The sequence below is a fragment of the Sphingorhabdus sp. genome (genome assembly GCF_046292425.1).
Taxonomy (GTDB): domain Bacteria; phylum Pseudomonadota; class Alphaproteobacteria; order Sphingomonadales; family Sphingomonadaceae; genus Sphingorhabdus_B.
In genome coordinates this window covers 1-14,338 of record NZ_JBKBQV010000066.1, presented here as the reverse complement: position 1 = coordinate 14,338, position 14,338 = coordinate 1, and the positions used below count along the sequence as shown (strand labels likewise).

Sequence of the window (14,338 nt, the reverse complement as noted above, 5' to 3'; positions counted from 1 at the left end):
GCGCTTAAGCGTGCCGTCGTCAGGCTCGTGGAGACCTATCCAGATAAAATCATTGGGGCGCGTGATGTGCGGTATCGGTTTGGCAAGGTCGATTTCCTGAACGACCTTGCCATCATGATACAGACGCGCCGCAATAGTGGTCATGCAAGCGCCTCGGCAATCAATTGGCGGCTGTTGGCCACGCCATAGAGCGCAATAAAGCTTCCCATACGCGGCCCAGCACTTGAGCCCAACAGCGTCTCGTACAGTGCCTTGAACCAGTCCCGCAGATTTTCAAATCCGCCTTCCTTGCCGATCTCGTAAACAATATTCTGAATGTCTTCGGCGGTGGCATCTGCAGGCAGGTCTGCAAGCCGCGCATCAAGCTGTTGCAAGGCGGCAATCTCGACACCTTCAGGTTTGCGCTTTTGCAAGGTCGGCGCAACGAAATCTCGGTTATAGGCCAAAGCAATGGGAATAAGCTCTGCAAGTTCAGGCGCATTTTCGGGCGAGACATTATCGGCATAATTGCCAAGATACGCCCAGACCTGTTCCTCTGTTGCACCTGCCCCCATTACACCGACAAGGTTCAGCAACAGGCCAAAGGTGACTGGCGGCTGCCCTACTGGCACTTGGCCATTGTGGACATGGTGCACAGGGTTGCCGAGCCGCTTTTCCACCGGTTGTTCATGCCATTGCGCGCGGAACTGGAAATATTCATCCACCGCCTTGGGTACGACACCCAAATGGAGCTGCTTGGCGCTTTTGGGTTCTCGGAAGGCGTAAAAGGCGACGCTGTTTTCTGTGCCGTATTTCAGCCAGTCTTCCAGCGCCAGGCCATTGCCTTTGGACTTGGAAATCTTCTCGCCCTTTTCGTCGAGGAACATTTCGTAAATGAGGCTTTCCGGAGGCCGACCGCCCAATAGCCGCGCAATCTTGCCGGACTGCACGCCGCTATCGGTGAGGTCCTTGCCATACATCTCATAGTCGACGCCAAGTGCGACCCAGCGCATCGCCCAATCGACTTTCCACTGCAGCTTTGACTTCCCGCCCAGTACTGACTGGGTGACCATGTCGCCATTGTCGTCAAAACGGATCAGGCCGGCTTCGGCATCAACAACTTCTACCGGTACCTGAAGCACAACACCTGTCTTTTCGCTGATTGGCAAAACCGGTGAATAGGTTGCTGCCCGTTCCTTGCGCAACGTGGGCAGCATGATGTCCAATATGCCCTGATAATTGCGCAGCACATTTTTCAACGCGTCGTCAAACGCGCCGCTTTCATATTGTGACGAAGACGAGATAAATTCATATTCAAAGCCGAACTGGTCAAGAAACTCCCGCAGCATTGCATTGTTATGCGCGGCAAAGCTTTCAAACTTTTCAAACGGATCAGGGATCCGGGACAGTGGCTTACCCAGATGTTCGGTCAGCATTGCCTGGTTGGGCACATTGTCCGGAACCTTGCGCAGGCCGTCCATATCGTCCGAAAATTCAATCAGGCGCGTCGGCGCATCTGACAATGTCCGGAACGCATTGCGCACCATCGTCGTCCGCAGAACTTCGTTGAATGTGCCGATATGCGGCAACCCCGATGGGCCATAGCCGCATTCGAAAATTATCGCCTGACCATCTGCTTTGCCGTTGGGATAGCGTTTCAGCAAACGCCGCGCCTCTTCATAAGGCCAGGCTTTTGATGCCATTGCTATATCGCGAAGGTCAGTCACGTGTTGCTCTTTCGTTCCAAATACGCCTATCAGGGCTAATGGAAACTCCCCTAGCCTTTCCTGCGCTCCATGCAAGCCATGCCGGCATTTGGATGGGTATCAGCGGCGGACAGGTGCAAACCATTGGTAAGGGCGAAGCCGCCGGTCGCGCGGCAGAAACGCCAATGGTCATGCTGAACGCACCCTTGGTTGCGCAGCGGTTGGGATATGCCGACTTGTCGGGCCTCGACCTGTTGGAACTGTTTGCTTTCATATATCCAGCACATTTTGCAGTGCCGACGCCCAAAGGCATGGCAAAGGCCTTAGGTCTGCCTCCGCCCGCTACGGACCAAGAGGTTCCGCAGTTCTTGCTCGTTGCCGCGCGCAAATTGCTGTCGGTGCTGGGCGACGCGGCTTGGGCAGAACGCGAAGGCGCGTGGGATTCCGCGCAAGCGCTGATGCGGCTACGCTGGCCATGGGCAAACGTCGTGTTGGCGCAGCTCAGAAAGCCGGAGCGGCCCGAACGTTGGTTATTCAGCCGACTGCCTGAGTGGGAGGAGGCACCGCCCCGCACTCCGCCGCGCGTCGTCACGCTTCAGGCTGAAGCTGTGCAACAACGACTGGCGTCGCTCGTTGGCGGGTCGGCGGAAACACGGCAAGGCCAGCGCGATTTTGCGCAAGCGGCGGCAGAGATTTTTGCACCACGCACACGCAAGGGCGAGCCGCACATGCTACTGGCCGAGGCCGGCACTGGCATTGGCAAGACGCTTGGCTATCTGGCGCCTGCAAGCCTTTGGGCAACGGCGGCCGATGGAACGGTATGGATTTCAACCTTTACCAAGGCGCTTCAACGGCAATTGGTGCGTGAGGCAAAACGAATTTACCCCGACAATGAAACTTTCAAGTCCAAGGTCGTCGTGCGTAAGGGGCGTGAAAATTATCTGTGCCTGTTGAACTTGGAAGACGCCTTGCAGGGCGGCTTTGCCGGTCGCGCGGCGATCCTGGCGCATTTGGTCGCACGCTGGGCGGCCTATTCGCATGACGGCGACATGATTGGTGGAGATTTGCCTGGATGGCTCCCGACCTTGTTCCGGCGCAATGGGTCGACCGCTTTGACCGATCGGCGCGGCGAATGCATTTATGCCGGATGCCCGCATTATAAAAAATGCTTCATCGAACGCGCAGCCCGCTCGTCGGTTCAGGCCGAAATTGTCATTGCCAATCACGCGCTGATGATGGTCAACGCGGCGCGCGGGCGTGATGAACAAAACCGCCCAAGCCGGATCATTTTTGACGAGGGCCATCATCTGTTTGATGCTGCGGATTCAATGTTTGCTGCCGCGCTGACAGGGCAAGAAACGATTGAGCTGCGCCGCTGGGTCATTGGCCCCGAAGGCAAGGCTCGCGGTCGGCGACGCGGACTTTCGGCGCGGCTTGCTGACGTGGCATCCTATGATGAAGAAGGCGGCCTTGCCATCGAGATGGCGCGTGTTGCCGCCGAAGCATTGCCTGCAGAGGGATGGCCCGCACGTTTGGCCGAAGGCACACCGTCAGGCCCTATCGAGCGATTGCTCGCAGCTATCCGAACGATGGTTTTTGCGCGCGACGAAACCAACGCCACAGAAAGCGGCTACGGTTTGGAGACGGAGCTTGCTGATCCCGATGCTGGCGTGGTGGACGCAGCAGCAGACGCGGCCATAGCGCTGGAGGCTCTGGCAAGGCCGCTGACAGTGCTTGGGCAGCGATTGGAGGCAATGATAGCCGATCCACCCGATTGGCTCGATGGCAGCGCCAGAGCGCGCGTTGAGGGCGCGACGGCAAGCCTCAGCTGGCGCATCGACACTGTGCGCGCCTGGATATCGATGTTGGCGCGCGCCGTCGGCCCGATGGATCCTGAATTTGTCGACTGGCTTGCCATTGACCGGTTTGAAGGACGCGAAATGGATGTCGGAATGCATCGCCGATGGCTTGACCCGATGAAGCCAGTGGCTGACATTGTGCTTAAGCCAAGCCATGGCGTGCTCGCCACATCGGCCACTTTGCGCAGCGGCGGCGACTGGAAAAATGCCGAAGCACGTACGGGCGCCTTGCATCTTGACAAGGCGGCCACGCATTTCTCGGCGATCAGCCCGTTTGATTATACCGCACAGGCCGAGGTGCTGATCGTAACTGATATCAAAAAAGGCGATCCCGCCGCATTGGCCGGGGCATATGCTTCTCTGATAACCGCGTCCGGCGGCGGCGTGCTTGGCCTGTTCACAGCGATCCGTCGCTTGCGCTCGACTTATGCACGTATCGCTGACCGTTTGGCCCGTGATGGCTTGCCACTTTATGCGCAACATGTTGATCCAATCGACACCGGGACACTCGTCGACATTTTTCGTGATGACCCGCACGCTTCCTTGCTTGGTACGGACGCACTGCGCGACGGTGTGGACGTTCCGGGCCATTCGCTTCGGCTTGTCATCATGGAGCAAATTCCGTGGCCGCGCCCTGACATATTGCACCGCGCGCGACGGCTGAAAAATGGCGGCATCGATTTCGATGACCGGATTATTCGCGCAAAAATGGCGCAGGCCTTTGGCCGCCTGATCAGGAGCGCGGGCGACAAGGGGCATTTCGTTCTGCTGTCATCGGCCATACCCAGCCGGCTGTTATCTGCCTTTCCGCCGGGAACACCTATCCGGCGCGTTACGTTGGAAGAGGCAGTCCGTTCAGTGAAATCGGGACTTTCGTCTGATACGAATTTGCGGCAGGAGGCGGATGACCAACTGGAAGAGAGCAACCCGATTTGACATTCACCCTGACCTTGTTTCGCCACGCAAAGTCGAGCTGGGATGACTCAGTCCCGCGCGATTTCGACCGGCCACTCAACAAGCGCGGCGAAAAGGCTGCCGTAACCATGGGCATTTGGGTCAAGCGCAATGGCCTGACCTTCGACCATGTGGTAGCTAGCCCCGCGGTGCGGGTGATTGAAACGATTGACCAGTTCGTCAAGGGAACCGGAGAGCGCATTGATCCGAACTGGGACCGCAGGATTTATCTGGCCTCATCTGCAACATTAATGGACGTGCTGCGCGACCAGTCGGATGAACACAGGAATCTGCTCATGGTGGGTCATAATCCCGGCTTAGAAGACCTTGTGTTTGACCTGTGCCCAGACGACGGCACATCACCCTTGCGCGATCTGGTGTGGGAAAAATACCCCACGGCCGCAATTGCGCGGATGACATTGGACATCTCGCATTGGGCTGATGTCGACCGCAGGTGCGGAGAGCTTACGCATTTCGTTAGGCCACGCGATCTTGATCCGGACCTCGGACCTGAAGACGAATGACACCAATATCTTGGCGTAAGGCAGTTGCGGACGACGCGGAGGCACTGGCCTATCTTGGCGCTGCGACCTTCATGGCGACATTTGCCTTCGACCATCCGGGCAAACCAATGATCGAGCATCTACAAACTGAGCATAGTGCCGAATATTATACGCGGGCAATCGGGCGAAGCGACGTCGAGATTGTGATCGGGGAAACCCCGCTTGGTGCTCCGGTTGGTTATGCAATGCTGACATCACCTTCGCATCCCGCGCTTGAGCAGGAAGGCGACATAGAGTTGAAGCGCATCTACTTGCTTGGCCCGTGGCAGGGCGGCGGCAACGGGGCCGTATTGCTCAACCAAGCATTTGAAGTGGCGCAGAAACGCGACGCAAAGCGCATGTTACTTGCCGTCTACGAAAACAATGACCGGGCAGTTGGCTTTTACCAGCGCGCCGGGTTCGTCGCAATCGGCGAAACCGTGTTCATGGTCGGCGAGGTGCCGTTCCGAGACATGGTCTTCGCCAAGCTTTTGGGTTGATTTAGCCGGCAGCCAAGGCGGCGGCCAACCTGTCACGCACTGCTTGCAGCGCCGCGAAGTCCAAACGGGACTCCGACTGACTGGGTGAGGATAAAGCGGCAGTCTCAACCGGTCCAGCGCTTGTTTCGCCCACGGTTAAAAAGCGCCGTGCGCCTTTAACCGTATAGCCCTCGCTATAGAGCAAGCGATGGATGGTATGCAACAAAGCGACATCTTCAGGGCGATAAAGCCGCCGCCCGCCAGCGCGGGTCAGCGGCTTCAGCATAGGAAACTGTTCTTCCCAATAGCGCAATATGTGCGTGCGAACGCCCAACGCTTCCGCCATTTCACCAATTGTTCGGAAAGCGTCAGCCGATTTTTCGCGCATAGATTGCTATTTTACCCTTTGCCGCATGCCTTGGCTCGCACGGAATGTGAGAACCCTGCGCGGCGTGATTGGAACTTCAACGCCAGTTTTCGGGTTCCGCCCAATTCGCTGCCCCTTGTCCCGAAGAACAAAAGTTCCAAACCCAGAAATTTTCACGTTGTCACCGTCTAATAATGCGACGGTCATATGGTCAAGTATCGATTCAATCATTGCTGCGGCATCCGCACGTGACAAACCAATTTGACGGTTTAACATCTCGGCCAAATCGGCACGAGTTAAAGTACCTGTATCTACCATTTTCGTCTCCGGACCTACGACTTCTGATGGAACTGATGAGTACGTACATTAAAATGGGCATTTGTAAAACAGCGATAATTTAAAAGATGCTACATCCGGACGATTGATGCGCCCCAGGTGAAACCGCCGCCCATGGCTTCCAAAACGACGATGTCCCCCGTCTTGATCCGGCCGTCGCGTACGGCGACATCCAACGCCAGTGGAACGGACGCGGCAGACGTGTTTGCATGCTGATCAACCGTCAGGATAACTTTACCTGGATCAAGCGCCAATTTCTTGGCTGTCGCCTCGATGATCCGGGCATTTGCCTGGTGCGGCACGACCCAATCGACATCAGCGGGCGTGAGTTCTGTCGCGGCAAGTACCTCGTGCAGGACATTGGTCAGGTTGGTCACCGCGTGGCGAAACACTTCCCGGCCTTTCATTCGCAACTTGCCGACCGTGCCCGTGGTAGACGGGCCGCCATCGACATATAATAGTTCATTATGCTGGCCATCAGCATGAAGCTTGGTCGCCAATGCGCCACGAATGCCGACTTCGCCCGATAAGATGACCGCGCCCGCGCCATCGCCGAAGAGCACACATGTTGTGCGGTCTTCCCAATCCAGAATCCGGCTAAATGTTTCGGAGCCGATCACGAGAGCGTTGGTCGCCGATCCGGCACGGATCATGCTTTCTGCAATCGAAAAGGCATATAGGAACCCGGAGCAGACCGCCCCTACGTCAAATGCAACGCCGCCATTGCATCCAAGCGCGTGTTGCACGAGCGTGGCAGAGGCCGGGAATGTCTGGTCAGGGGTGGCTGTCGCCAAAATAATCAGGTCAATATCGCTCGCCTGCATGCCTGCGGCGTCCAGCGCCTTGCGCGATGCTTCTATCGCCAGTGTCGATGTGGTTTCATCAGGCTCGGCAATATGGCGAAACTTAATGCCTGTCCGCTCGGTAATCCATTCGTCAGTCGTATCAACCTTGGCCGCCAGTTCGGCATTTGACACACGATGGCGTGGAAGCGCCGACCCGGTGCCCTTTATGACAGCCCGAAGAGCAACATCGGTCACTCGCCCTGAACCCTTGCAAGATCCTGCGTGATGCGCGCGGTGATATCTTCTTCGACCAGTCGCGCCGCGACTTCGACCGCATTCGCCACGCCCTTGACGTTGGCGCTACCGTGGCTTTTTACCACAACGCCGTTCAATCCCATAAAAACCGCACCATTGTGGTTGTTGGGATCAAGATGATGACGCAGCAATTCAGTTGCTGGACGTGATACCAGAAATCCGAATTTCGAACGGATCGAGCTGGTAAATGCCCGGCGCAAAAGATCCGTTACGAACCGCGCAGTGCCCTCAATCGATTTCAATGCAATGTTGCCAGTGAAGCCATCGCAGACGACCACGTCACACTCGCCGCGGTTAATCTTATCCGCCTCGACAAAACCCTGAAAATCCATGTGGAGTCCAGTTGCGTCCCGGAGATGCTGCGCCGCGTCGCGCAACTGGTCAGTGCCTTTCATCTCCTCGGTGCCGATGTTCAGCAACCGGACGCGCGGACGATCAAACCCGAAGATGATGCGGGAGTAAGCGGCGCCCATGACAGCAAACTGGACCAGATTTTTTGCTTCGCATTCGGTGTTTGCCCCCAAATCGAGCATCACCACATCGGTGTCCTCGAGCGTCGGCAAAAGTGCAGATAGCGCTGGCCGGTCAATGCCTGGCATGGTGCGCAAGGCAAGCTTGGCCGTTGCCATTAACGCGCCGGTATTGCCTGCGCTCACTGCGGCGCTGGCATCACCAGACTTAACGGCATTAATTGCCATACCCATTGAGCTGGTCTTGGCCTTACGCAAAGCAGCGCTGACCTTGTCGTCGGCAGTAACAACGATATCACTGTGAAGAATTTCCGACGCTGCGCGCAGATTCGGATGCTTCTCGAGCGCAGCCTTGATTTGCGTCTCATCGCCAACCAATAGAAAGTTGAAACTTTCATGCCGGTGACGCGCCAAAGCCGCTCCTGCAATCATGACAGGAACGCCCTCGTCACCGCCCATCGCGTCAATGGCGATACGCGGTTTCATCGACACCAGCTATTCTCCTTGGAAAGGATTAGGCGACTGCCACCACTTCGCGGCCCTTATAGTGACCACAAGAGTCGCAAAGATGATGCGGACGCTTCAGTTCACCACAGTTGGCACATTCTTGATACGCTGCAACTTTGAGCGAATCGTGGCTGCGACGCATGCCGCGCTTCGAAGGAGATGTTTTTCTTTTGGGGACAGCCATTTCGGCACCTGTTCCATTTCAAAATCAATAAGTTCTAGGCCATGCTAGGCGAAAGAGGTGGTCGTGGCAAGTAATCGCCAGAATCGGCCTCAGTCATCCGCACATGTCTGTGTGAGCGGCGCGCTATACTTGTTTTTCGGTGCTTTGCAAGCCGAGAGATAGCAGTTAAGCACGCGAGCAAGAACAGGGAGAGAATATATGTTGAGTTTACCCGTGACGCTTACCATAGCCGCAGGCGCGGCCTTGGTGAACATCTGGCTGATGATCCGTTGTGGACAGGCCCGCACAAAAGAAAGCGTTTCAATTGGTGATGGCGGCAATGAATTTGTTATCCGCCGGATGCGTGCGCATGCAAACTTTGTTGAGAGCGCTCCATTTATATTGATTTTAATCGCCGCGCTTGAGGCGACCGGCGGAACCAACAACTGGCTTTGGGGCCTTGGCATATTATACATCGTCGGCCGGCTCGCTCACGGCTTGGGCATGGACGGCGGATCGCTTGGCAAGGGCCGGATGGTCGGCACACTGACGACGATGATTACGTTACTTGGCCTTGCTGGCTGGGCGTTGTGGACGGTGTACGCGGTTCTTTAAGTCAGAGTAACCTACCGGGCAGCGAGCACATCGTCCGCCACAAAGGCGTTGTGCTTGCGCTCATAACCAAACTGGCTCGTTGGACCATGGCCGGGGATGAATGTTACCTCGTCCCCCAAAGGCCAGAGCTTCGTCGTAATGGCGTTGATCAAATCTGCGTGATTGCCGCGCGGAAAATCAGTGCGGCCAATTGACCCTTGGAACAAGACATCGCCGACAATCGCGAGGCGGCTTGGTTCGTGATGAAAAATGACATGTCCCGGCGTATGCCCCGGGCAATGAATGACGTCGAGCGTCAGATTGCCGACGGTCACCGTGTCGCCATCAACCAGCCAGCGGTCGGGCTCAAAACTATGTGCCTCCATACCCCAGCGCGCGCCATCATCATCGAGCTTCTCGATCCAGAAACGGTCGTCCTCATGCGGGCCTTCAATCTTCAGGCCGAGTTCCTGCGCAAGCATCCCGGCTTGTCCGCAATGGTCGAGGTGCCCATGCGTCACCAACAGTTTTTCAAGTTGCACACCTGTTTGCGCAACAGCAGCCTTCAACTTTTCGAGATCACCGCCGGGATCGACCAAGGCGCCCTTGTTGGTTTCGGTACACCAAAAAAGCGTACAATTCTGTTGCAGCGGGGTGACCGGAATGATCGCGGCCTTAAGTGGCGGCACCTTGGCGGACGTGGATGTAACGTTGGACATGCGCGCTTATGTGGCCGACAAGAGCGACGGAGGCAAGCCTTCAGAGCCGTCGCCCTGCCCACACCACCCGGCCAATAACCGTGACGTCAGCGCCATCTACATCTGGCCAGCCTGGATAGGCCGGGTTGTCTGACAGGACGGACAAGCGCCCGCCTGGGCCGCTGGCAAGCCGTTTGACCATCAGCACATCGTCGAGGCGGATCACATGTATCCCGTCACGTACTACCGCAACCGCCGCGCGGTTATCGACCATGATATCGTCCCCATGGTTAAGCGTCGGCGACATCGAATCTCCATCGACCTGAATCAGCGATAGCTTGGATGGGTCGAGCCCCTGCTTCCGAAGCCATTTTTCATCAAAACCAATTTTTCCGGCGAGCGTTTCGCGGTCCGGGATTGCGCCGGGCCCGGCCGACGCCCCTACTGACAGCTTGGGAATGAGCCGAATGCCCGTTGTTGTTGCGCTGGCAACAGGTCCACCGAGCAAACTTTCCTCAACCCCGAAATACCGCGCCAATATACCGCGCTCCTCCTCAGGCAATTTCCTTGGCGATCCCCGCTTGATAAACTGTTGAATATAAGCAGGATTGCGACCCACCAGCTTGGATAGCCCAGCAAAATCATCCCCATTTTCGGCAATCAACCGCTCCAATGCGGCCCTCGGCTCTTCCTCCATCATGTTCCTCCGGTTCGGTTGGAAATATCCTAGACTTGTAGGATTTATCCTATCACCTTTGTTCTATATTTGTTCTAACTGATTCGGGCAAGCCAATCCGGGTCGATCTTGGAGGATACATCATGCATATTACGCGCCTCATCGAACGGTTTCTCCGGGATCAGGAGCTGCCACCGACGAAATTCGGGCGCTTGGCGGCCCGAGACCCAAGGCTTGTATTGGACATCAGGATGGGCCGCGAAATCCGACCCGAAATGGAGTCAAAATTGCGGGCTTTTATGTCGACATACGCGCGCCAAGCTAGCGAGGAAGGCGGGCCGCAGGCATGAGCGTGCAAACAAACATTACCGCCCTGTTACGCGCGCTGAAGTCGCTGATCCCGGCAACGGAGATAAGCATTGTTCACCAGCGTCCTTGGCATAGCCTGACTTTTTCAGGCACGCAGCTTTGCCTCAGCGTCCAGCTTGGCAATATCATATCTATTCGGGACTCTGCTGACATATCGGCCCGATTATCTGGACATGAATTTGTACTTCCAAGCCAGATCGTCGCCGATATTGCCGCAACACAAACAGTGGCTGACGGCCTGCCATGCCTGATTATCGACGCCCTGTTGCTCGACGACTAGCGGGCATTTGCGGTCATGCGGTGCAATGTAGCGAGCGCGGCAACCAGAGCAGCATCTGCGTCATCATCTTTGGCCGATGTCGATGGCACGAGCTCAAGAACCGGACGACGGTCGTTGTCTGTGCTGATCAAGTGAACATCATGCGGTTGCGGCGCGGGCCCGCCGTCAGCGGGGGCTTCAGTCACCTCGAACGAATCACCTGACACAACTGCATTGGTGTCGGCCAGCTTTTGAAGCCGCTGTGCAACTGCTACATCAAGTTGCGCAACCAATTCCATTGTGCTTGGCTGTAACACCGGTTCAGCAGCGGCTTCGGCAATGGGCATATGGAATGAAGCTGACCCAAGCTCCGAAAAACTCTCTGTTTGACAAATGTCCTTGGGGCCGGACGGGGAATCGCCCAAATCGGGGAGGTCCCGCGACGCCAGCAGTGGACGGCGTGCGGGCATATCAGTATTTAAATCCACACTGCGAAATCCCGCGACATCCTCCAAGTTGCGAATGGCATCTGCTTTTTGACCCCGGGCCAGTTTTGTCGACAGATACCCAAGAATGTCCGATCCCAGTTGGGACCTGTGGTTAGGTTCAGATTTGGGAGTGCGCATGTTGTGATCGCGCCGATCGGGCCAGCACAACATCACAGTCAAAGTGCCAAGCGTCATTGCGCCAGCCGCATATGAGATGAAGGCGCGGGCGACATCGCTCATCGGTGCAGAAGCGGCAGGGATAAGTTCTGACAACCCGGTTGGGCCAGTGATAGCTTCCAGCACGGCCACCGGAACAAACATCATGCCCGCTGCCACCAATGCCGCCACAACGATTGCCATCGCCATCGTAGGTGCCGGGTTGTGGGGCAAGCTATTGTGCATTGTCGGTCCTATGTCTCCACCCTGCCCTCAATCGGCACTGGCGCCTTGAATGGCCATTAGCAGGGAATTGTAAACAGGATCGTAACGACGAATGATGGCTTGCCAGTTGCGTTCTTGCTTCACAAATGCCCGTGCGCGGATTTGCATGGGTTCCCAAGCATTTTTGTTACGCAACAAATTATCGAGCGACAGTGCCAATGCCGCCGGATTATCCGCAGGGAACAACGTGCCGGTGTCGCCATTGCGGATAAGCTCGTGATGCCCCCCAACGTCCGACGCTGCAACAAGGCGGCCCTGCGCCATCGCCTCAAGCGGTTTCAGCGGCGTGACCAACTCGGTCAAACGCATGCGTTTTCGGGGATAGGCAAGAATATCGACGAGGCCATAATAACGGTCCACAGCATCGTGCCGCACACGCCCTGCAAAGTGGATGCGGTCCGCAACAGGCGAACCTTCGGACTGGGCACGCAATGACCTTTCCATCGGGCCACCACCAACGAGCAACAGATGCGCTTGGTTGTTCATCAAAGGCATCGCATCGATCAGGACGTCAATACCTTCATAGTCGTAAAAGCTGCCGATGTAGCCGATGACGTTTGCGCCACGCAGGCCAAGGCTTTGTTCGAAAGCCACGTCCGGCCTGACCGTCGTGCCGAACATTTCGAAATCAACGCCATTGGGTGTAACCGTAATTTTTGAAGGCGCAATGCCGCGTCGAATCAAGTCTTGCTTTAAGCCATCGCAAATTACTGCGACGGCGTCTGCTTGGCGAACCACATAGTTTTCCAAAGTGCGCGTCAGGCGGTACTTGAATGACCCCTCAGTGCCCGTCCCATTGCCCACTGCCGCATCTTCCCAAAAGGCACGAATTTCATAGAGCAGCGGCACTCCAAGCACGCGTGAAGCGCGCAATGCCGCTAATCCGTTCAATGCAGGCGAATGGGCATGCAATATCTCAAACGGCCATTTTGCGTGTAGTGCAACGATCGCGTCGGCCAGCGCCGTAACTTCACGCCATTCGCGCAACGGGCTGGGGGCAGAAACTGTCGTTGCCGTGCGGTGAAAGCGAAGGCCTTCTATCGTTTCAAACGCAGCGTCCGGTCGATGCCCATGCTGATATTGGCGGAGCCCGGTTATACCGGATATGTCCCACCCTGCGGACTGCTGCGCTTTCAAAATGGCGCGCGTGCGAAATGTGTAACCACTGTGGAGAGGAAGGCTGTGGTCGAGGACGTGCAGGATACGCGGCATGGCTAAGTATATGACAAAAAACATTTAACGTCACGTCAACCGGTTTCTGTTAAAGCCTGCCTTCGGAACAGGACGCAAGCAGCATTGATCGATAATTTCTCCATATTTTTAAGCCACGCCCTGCTGGCATTAGCGCTGTGGCGTTTGATGCATCGCGCTGACCTCGATGCCGAGGATCCGCCCTTGCCCGATGAAGACCCGGCTGGTTTTGCCGCACGCGCCAAAAACGCTTTCTCACCGGCGAACAATGTGACCGATGCGTGATCTCGTCCTTGTAGGGTACATTGCCCTCATCATGCTAATGGCGTTCAAGCGGCCGTTTCTGTTCACATTGGTCTATGCTTATGTAGACATCGTCTCGCCGCAGCGGCTCAGTTATTTCCTCTTAAATTCAGTTCCCCTGTCTTTGATATTATTTGCCCTGGCGTTTCTTGGGTTTGTAATAAGTGACGACAAGAAAGACGTCCGCGTGTCGCCGCGTTGGTTCCTGCTTGTTTTTCTGCTCGGATATTGTGGCTACTCGACCTCGGTTGCGGCGGAGCCGGTGGCCGCGCTCGAAAAATGGGACTGGGTCTGGAAAGCGTTGGTCTTCGCATCATTCCTGCCGCTGACACTGCGCACCCAATTGCGAATTGAGGCGACGATCCTGACCATGGTGCTTTGCGCGTCCACATTGATTGTGACAGGCGGCATCAAGACTGCTGCAGGCGGCGGCGGATATGGGTCGCTTGTTATCCTGATCGACGACAATAGTGGCCTGTTCGAAGGGAGCATCATTTCGTGCGTTGCGATCACGATAATTCCGCTCATCCTTTGGCTGGCAAAACATGGTACGGTGTTCCCGCCGGACTGGAAAGTGCGCCTTTATGCCGCTGCCCTTATATGTGCCTGTCTTTTGATACCCGTTGGCACGCAAGCCAGAACTGGCATTGTCTGCATCGCGGTTCTGGGGTTTTTGCTGCTGCGATACGCCCGGCACCGAATGCTCTATCTAGGTGCTGTCGCAATCCTGGGGTTAGCCGCCATCCCGTTTTTGCCGGCAAGTTTTACACACCGGGCCGAAACCATTAAAAATTACTAAGCGGATGAATCCGCATCGACGCGAATTGCTGTGTGGGCCTGGACCTGGGAATATGTAA

General features: G+C 56.3%; 18 protein-coding genes. 8 read left to right on the top strand and 10 right to left on the bottom strand.

From position 1 onward, the window contains the following. Positions 1–140 precede the first annotated feature (140 nt). The gene (locus ACK4S7_RS11790) at positions 141–1,706 is read right to left on the bottom strand and encodes a lysine--tRNA ligase (RefSeq protein WP_409647058.1); all 1,566 of its coding nucleotides are present in this window, start codon (positions 1,704–1,706) and stop codon (positions 141–143) included. 38 nt (positions 1,707–1,744) lie between these two features. Here ACK4S7_RS11790 and ACK4S7_RS11785 point away from each other — a divergent pair, with 38 nt between their 5' ends. From ACK4S7_RS11785 to ACK4S7_RS11775, 3 genes are read left to right on the top strand one after another with little or no spacing between them, the layout of a single operon-like run. Next, complete coding sequence (locus tag ACK4S7_RS11785; RefSeq protein WP_409647055.1) at positions 1,745–4,480, top strand: ATP-dependent DNA helicase; 2,736 nt, start codon at positions 1,745–1,747, stop codon at positions 4,478–4,480. Further along, positions 4,477–5,022 (top strand): SixA phosphatase family protein, encoded by a 546-nt coding sequence (locus ACK4S7_RS11780; protein WP_409647052.1) that lies wholly within the window; start codon positions 4,477–4,479, stop codon positions 5,020–5,022. The genes ACK4S7_RS11785 and ACK4S7_RS11780 overlap by 4 nt, the downstream gene beginning before the upstream one ends. Next, the gene (locus tag ACK4S7_RS11775; protein ID WP_409647049.1) at positions 5,019–5,540 is read left to right on the top strand and encodes a GNAT family N-acetyltransferase; all 522 of its coding nucleotides are present in this window, start codon (positions 5,019–5,021) and stop codon (positions 5,538–5,540) included. The genes ACK4S7_RS11780 and ACK4S7_RS11775 overlap by 4 nt, the downstream gene beginning before the upstream one ends. Before the next feature lies 1 nt (position 5,541). On the opposite strand, the gene ACK4S7_RS11770 is transcribed toward ACK4S7_RS11775, so the two are convergent. The 5 genes from ACK4S7_RS11770 to rpmF form a co-directional block, all read right to left on the bottom strand. Then, complete coding sequence (locus ACK4S7_RS11770; RefSeq protein ID WP_409647047.1) at positions 5,542–5,907, bottom strand: MerR family transcriptional regulator; 366 nt, start codon at positions 5,905–5,907, stop codon at positions 5,542–5,544. Between the two features lie 6 nt (positions 5,908–5,913). Next, on the bottom strand, positions 5,914–6,204 hold the full coding sequence (locus ACK4S7_RS11765) for an integration host factor subunit alpha (protein WP_409647045.1): 291 nt from the start codon (positions 6,202–6,204) through the stop codon (positions 5,914–5,916). A gap of 89 nt (positions 6,205–6,293) precedes the next feature. Beyond that, on the bottom strand, positions 6,294–7,262 hold the full coding sequence (locus ACK4S7_RS11760; RefSeq protein WP_409647042.1) for a beta-ketoacyl-ACP synthase III: 969 nt from the start codon (positions 7,260–7,262) through the stop codon (positions 6,294–6,296). Next, positions 7,259–8,278: a phosphate acyltransferase PlsX gene (gene plsX / locus ACK4S7_RS11755; RefSeq protein WP_409647039.1), complete on the bottom strand. Its 1,020-nt coding sequence runs from the start codon at positions 8,276–8,278 to the stop codon at positions 7,259–7,261. Before plsX ends, ACK4S7_RS11760 begins: the two co-directional genes overlap by 4 nt. A gap of 28 nt (positions 8,279–8,306) precedes the next feature. Continuing rightward, complete coding sequence (gene rpmF, locus ACK4S7_RS11750; RefSeq protein WP_409647036.1) at positions 8,307–8,483, bottom strand: 50S ribosomal protein L32; 177 nt, start codon at positions 8,481–8,483, stop codon at positions 8,307–8,309. Between the two features lie 198 nt (positions 8,484–8,681). On the opposite strand from rpmF, the gene ACK4S7_RS11745 reads away from it, so the two are divergent. Next, on the top strand, positions 8,682–9,077 hold the full coding sequence (locus ACK4S7_RS11745; RefSeq protein ID WP_409647033.1) for an MAPEG family protein: 396 nt from the start codon (positions 8,682–8,684) through the stop codon (positions 9,075–9,077). Between the two features lie 11 nt (positions 9,078–9,088). On the opposite strand, the gene ACK4S7_RS11740 is transcribed toward ACK4S7_RS11745, so the two are convergent. Together ACK4S7_RS11740 and ACK4S7_RS11735 are read right to left on the bottom strand one after the other, a co-directional pair. After that, positions 9,089–9,775, bottom strand: coding sequence for an MBL fold metallo-hydrolase (locus tag ACK4S7_RS11740; protein WP_409647030.1), 687 nt, complete (start codon positions 9,773–9,775; stop codon positions 9,089–9,091). Between the two features lie 40 nt (positions 9,776–9,815). Beyond that, positions 9,816–10,451, bottom strand: coding sequence for a helix-turn-helix transcriptional regulator (locus ACK4S7_RS11735; RefSeq protein WP_409647060.1), 636 nt, complete (start codon positions 10,449–10,451; stop codon positions 9,816–9,818). Positions 10,452–10,573: 122 nt separating this feature from the next. On the opposite strand from ACK4S7_RS11735, the gene ACK4S7_RS11730 reads away from it, so the two are divergent. Further along, entirely contained in the window at positions 10,574–10,780 is a 207-nt protein-coding gene (locus ACK4S7_RS11730) for a hypothetical protein (protein WP_409647027.1), read from the top strand. Beyond that, positions 10,777–11,079 carry a hypothetical protein gene (locus tag ACK4S7_RS11725; RefSeq protein WP_409647025.1) on the top strand — a complete coding sequence of 101 codons (303 nt, stop codon included), beginning with the start codon at positions 10,777–10,779 and terminating at the stop codon, positions 11,077–11,079. Before ACK4S7_RS11730 ends, ACK4S7_RS11725 begins: the two co-directional genes overlap by 4 nt. On the opposite strand, the gene ACK4S7_RS11720 is transcribed toward ACK4S7_RS11725, so the two are convergent. After that, positions 11,076–11,948, bottom strand: a complete 873-nt coding sequence (locus ACK4S7_RS11720) for a hypothetical protein (RefSeq protein WP_409647022.1) — start codon at positions 11,946–11,948, stop codon at positions 11,076–11,078. The genes ACK4S7_RS11725 and ACK4S7_RS11720 overlap by 4 nt on opposite strands. A 27-nt stretch (positions 11,949–11,975) precedes the next feature. Next, positions 11,976–13,199: a TIGR04063 family PEP-CTERM/XrtA system glycosyltransferase gene (locus tag ACK4S7_RS11715; RefSeq protein WP_409647019.1), complete on the bottom strand. Its 1,224-nt coding sequence runs from the start codon at positions 13,197–13,199 to the stop codon at positions 11,976–11,978. A gap of 84 nt (positions 13,200–13,283) precedes the next feature. On the opposite strand from ACK4S7_RS11715, the gene ACK4S7_RS11710 reads away from it, so the two are divergent. Together ACK4S7_RS11710 and ACK4S7_RS11705 are read left to right on the top strand one after the other, a co-directional pair. Next, on the top strand, positions 13,284–13,463 hold the full coding sequence (locus ACK4S7_RS11710; RefSeq protein ID WP_409647016.1) for a hypothetical protein: 180 nt from the start codon (positions 13,284–13,286) through the stop codon (positions 13,461–13,463). Next, positions 13,456–14,280, top strand: coding sequence for a DUF5935 domain-containing protein (locus ACK4S7_RS11705; protein ID WP_409647014.1), 825 nt, complete (start codon positions 13,456–13,458; stop codon positions 14,278–14,280). Before ACK4S7_RS11710 ends, ACK4S7_RS11705 begins: the two co-directional genes overlap by 8 nt. The last annotated feature ends 58 nt before the right edge of the window (positions 14,281–14,338 follow it).

Coding starts and splice junctions, on each gene's coding strand:
- plsX (WP_409647039.1), bottom strand. CDS start 8,278: ATGAAACCGCGTATCGCCATTGACGCGATGGGCGGTGACGAGGGCGTT.
- ACK4S7_RS11785 (WP_409647055.1), top strand. CDS start 1,745: ATGGAAACTCCCCTAGCCTTTCCTGCGCTCCATGCAAGCCATGCCGGC.
- ACK4S7_RS11725 (WP_409647025.1), top strand. CDS start 10,777: ATGAGCGTGCAAACAAACATTACCGCCCTGTTACGCGCGCTGAAGTCG.
- ACK4S7_RS11765 (WP_409647045.1), bottom strand. CDS start 6,204: ATGGTAGATACAGGTACTTTAACTCGTGCCGATTTGGCCGAGATGTTA.
- ACK4S7_RS11730 (WP_409647027.1), top strand. CDS start 10,574: ATGCATATTACGCGCCTCATCGAACGGTTTCTCCGGGATCAGGAGCTG.
- ACK4S7_RS11705 (WP_409647014.1), top strand. CDS start 13,456: ATGCGTGATCTCGTCCTTGTAGGGTACATTGCCCTCATCATGCTAATG.
- ACK4S7_RS11715 (WP_409647019.1), bottom strand. CDS start 13,199: ATGCCGCGTATCCTGCACGTCCTCGACCACAGCCTTCCTCTCCACAGT.
- ACK4S7_RS11720 (WP_409647022.1), bottom strand. CDS start 11,948: ATGCACAATAGCTTGCCCCACAACCCGGCACCTACGATGGCGATGGCA.
- rpmF (WP_409647036.1), bottom strand. CDS start 8,483: ATGGCTGTCCCCAAAAGAAAAACATCTCCTTCGAAGCGCGGCATGCGT.
- ACK4S7_RS11770 (WP_409647047.1), bottom strand. CDS start 5,907: ATGCGCGAAAAATCGGCTGACGCTTTCCGAACAATTGGTGAAATGGCG.
- ACK4S7_RS11740 (WP_409647030.1), bottom strand. CDS start 9,775: ATGTCCAACGTTACATCCACGTCCGCCAAGGTGCCGCCACTTAAGGCC.
- ACK4S7_RS11735 (WP_409647060.1), bottom strand. CDS start 10,451: ATGGAGGAAGAGCCGAGGGCCGCATTGGAGCGGTTGATTGCCGAAAAT.
- ACK4S7_RS11775 (WP_409647049.1), top strand. CDS start 5,019: ATGACACCAATATCTTGGCGTAAGGCAGTTGCGGACGACGCGGAGGCA.
- ACK4S7_RS11745 (WP_409647033.1), top strand. CDS start 8,682: ATGTTGAGTTTACCCGTGACGCTTACCATAGCCGCAGGCGCGGCCTTG.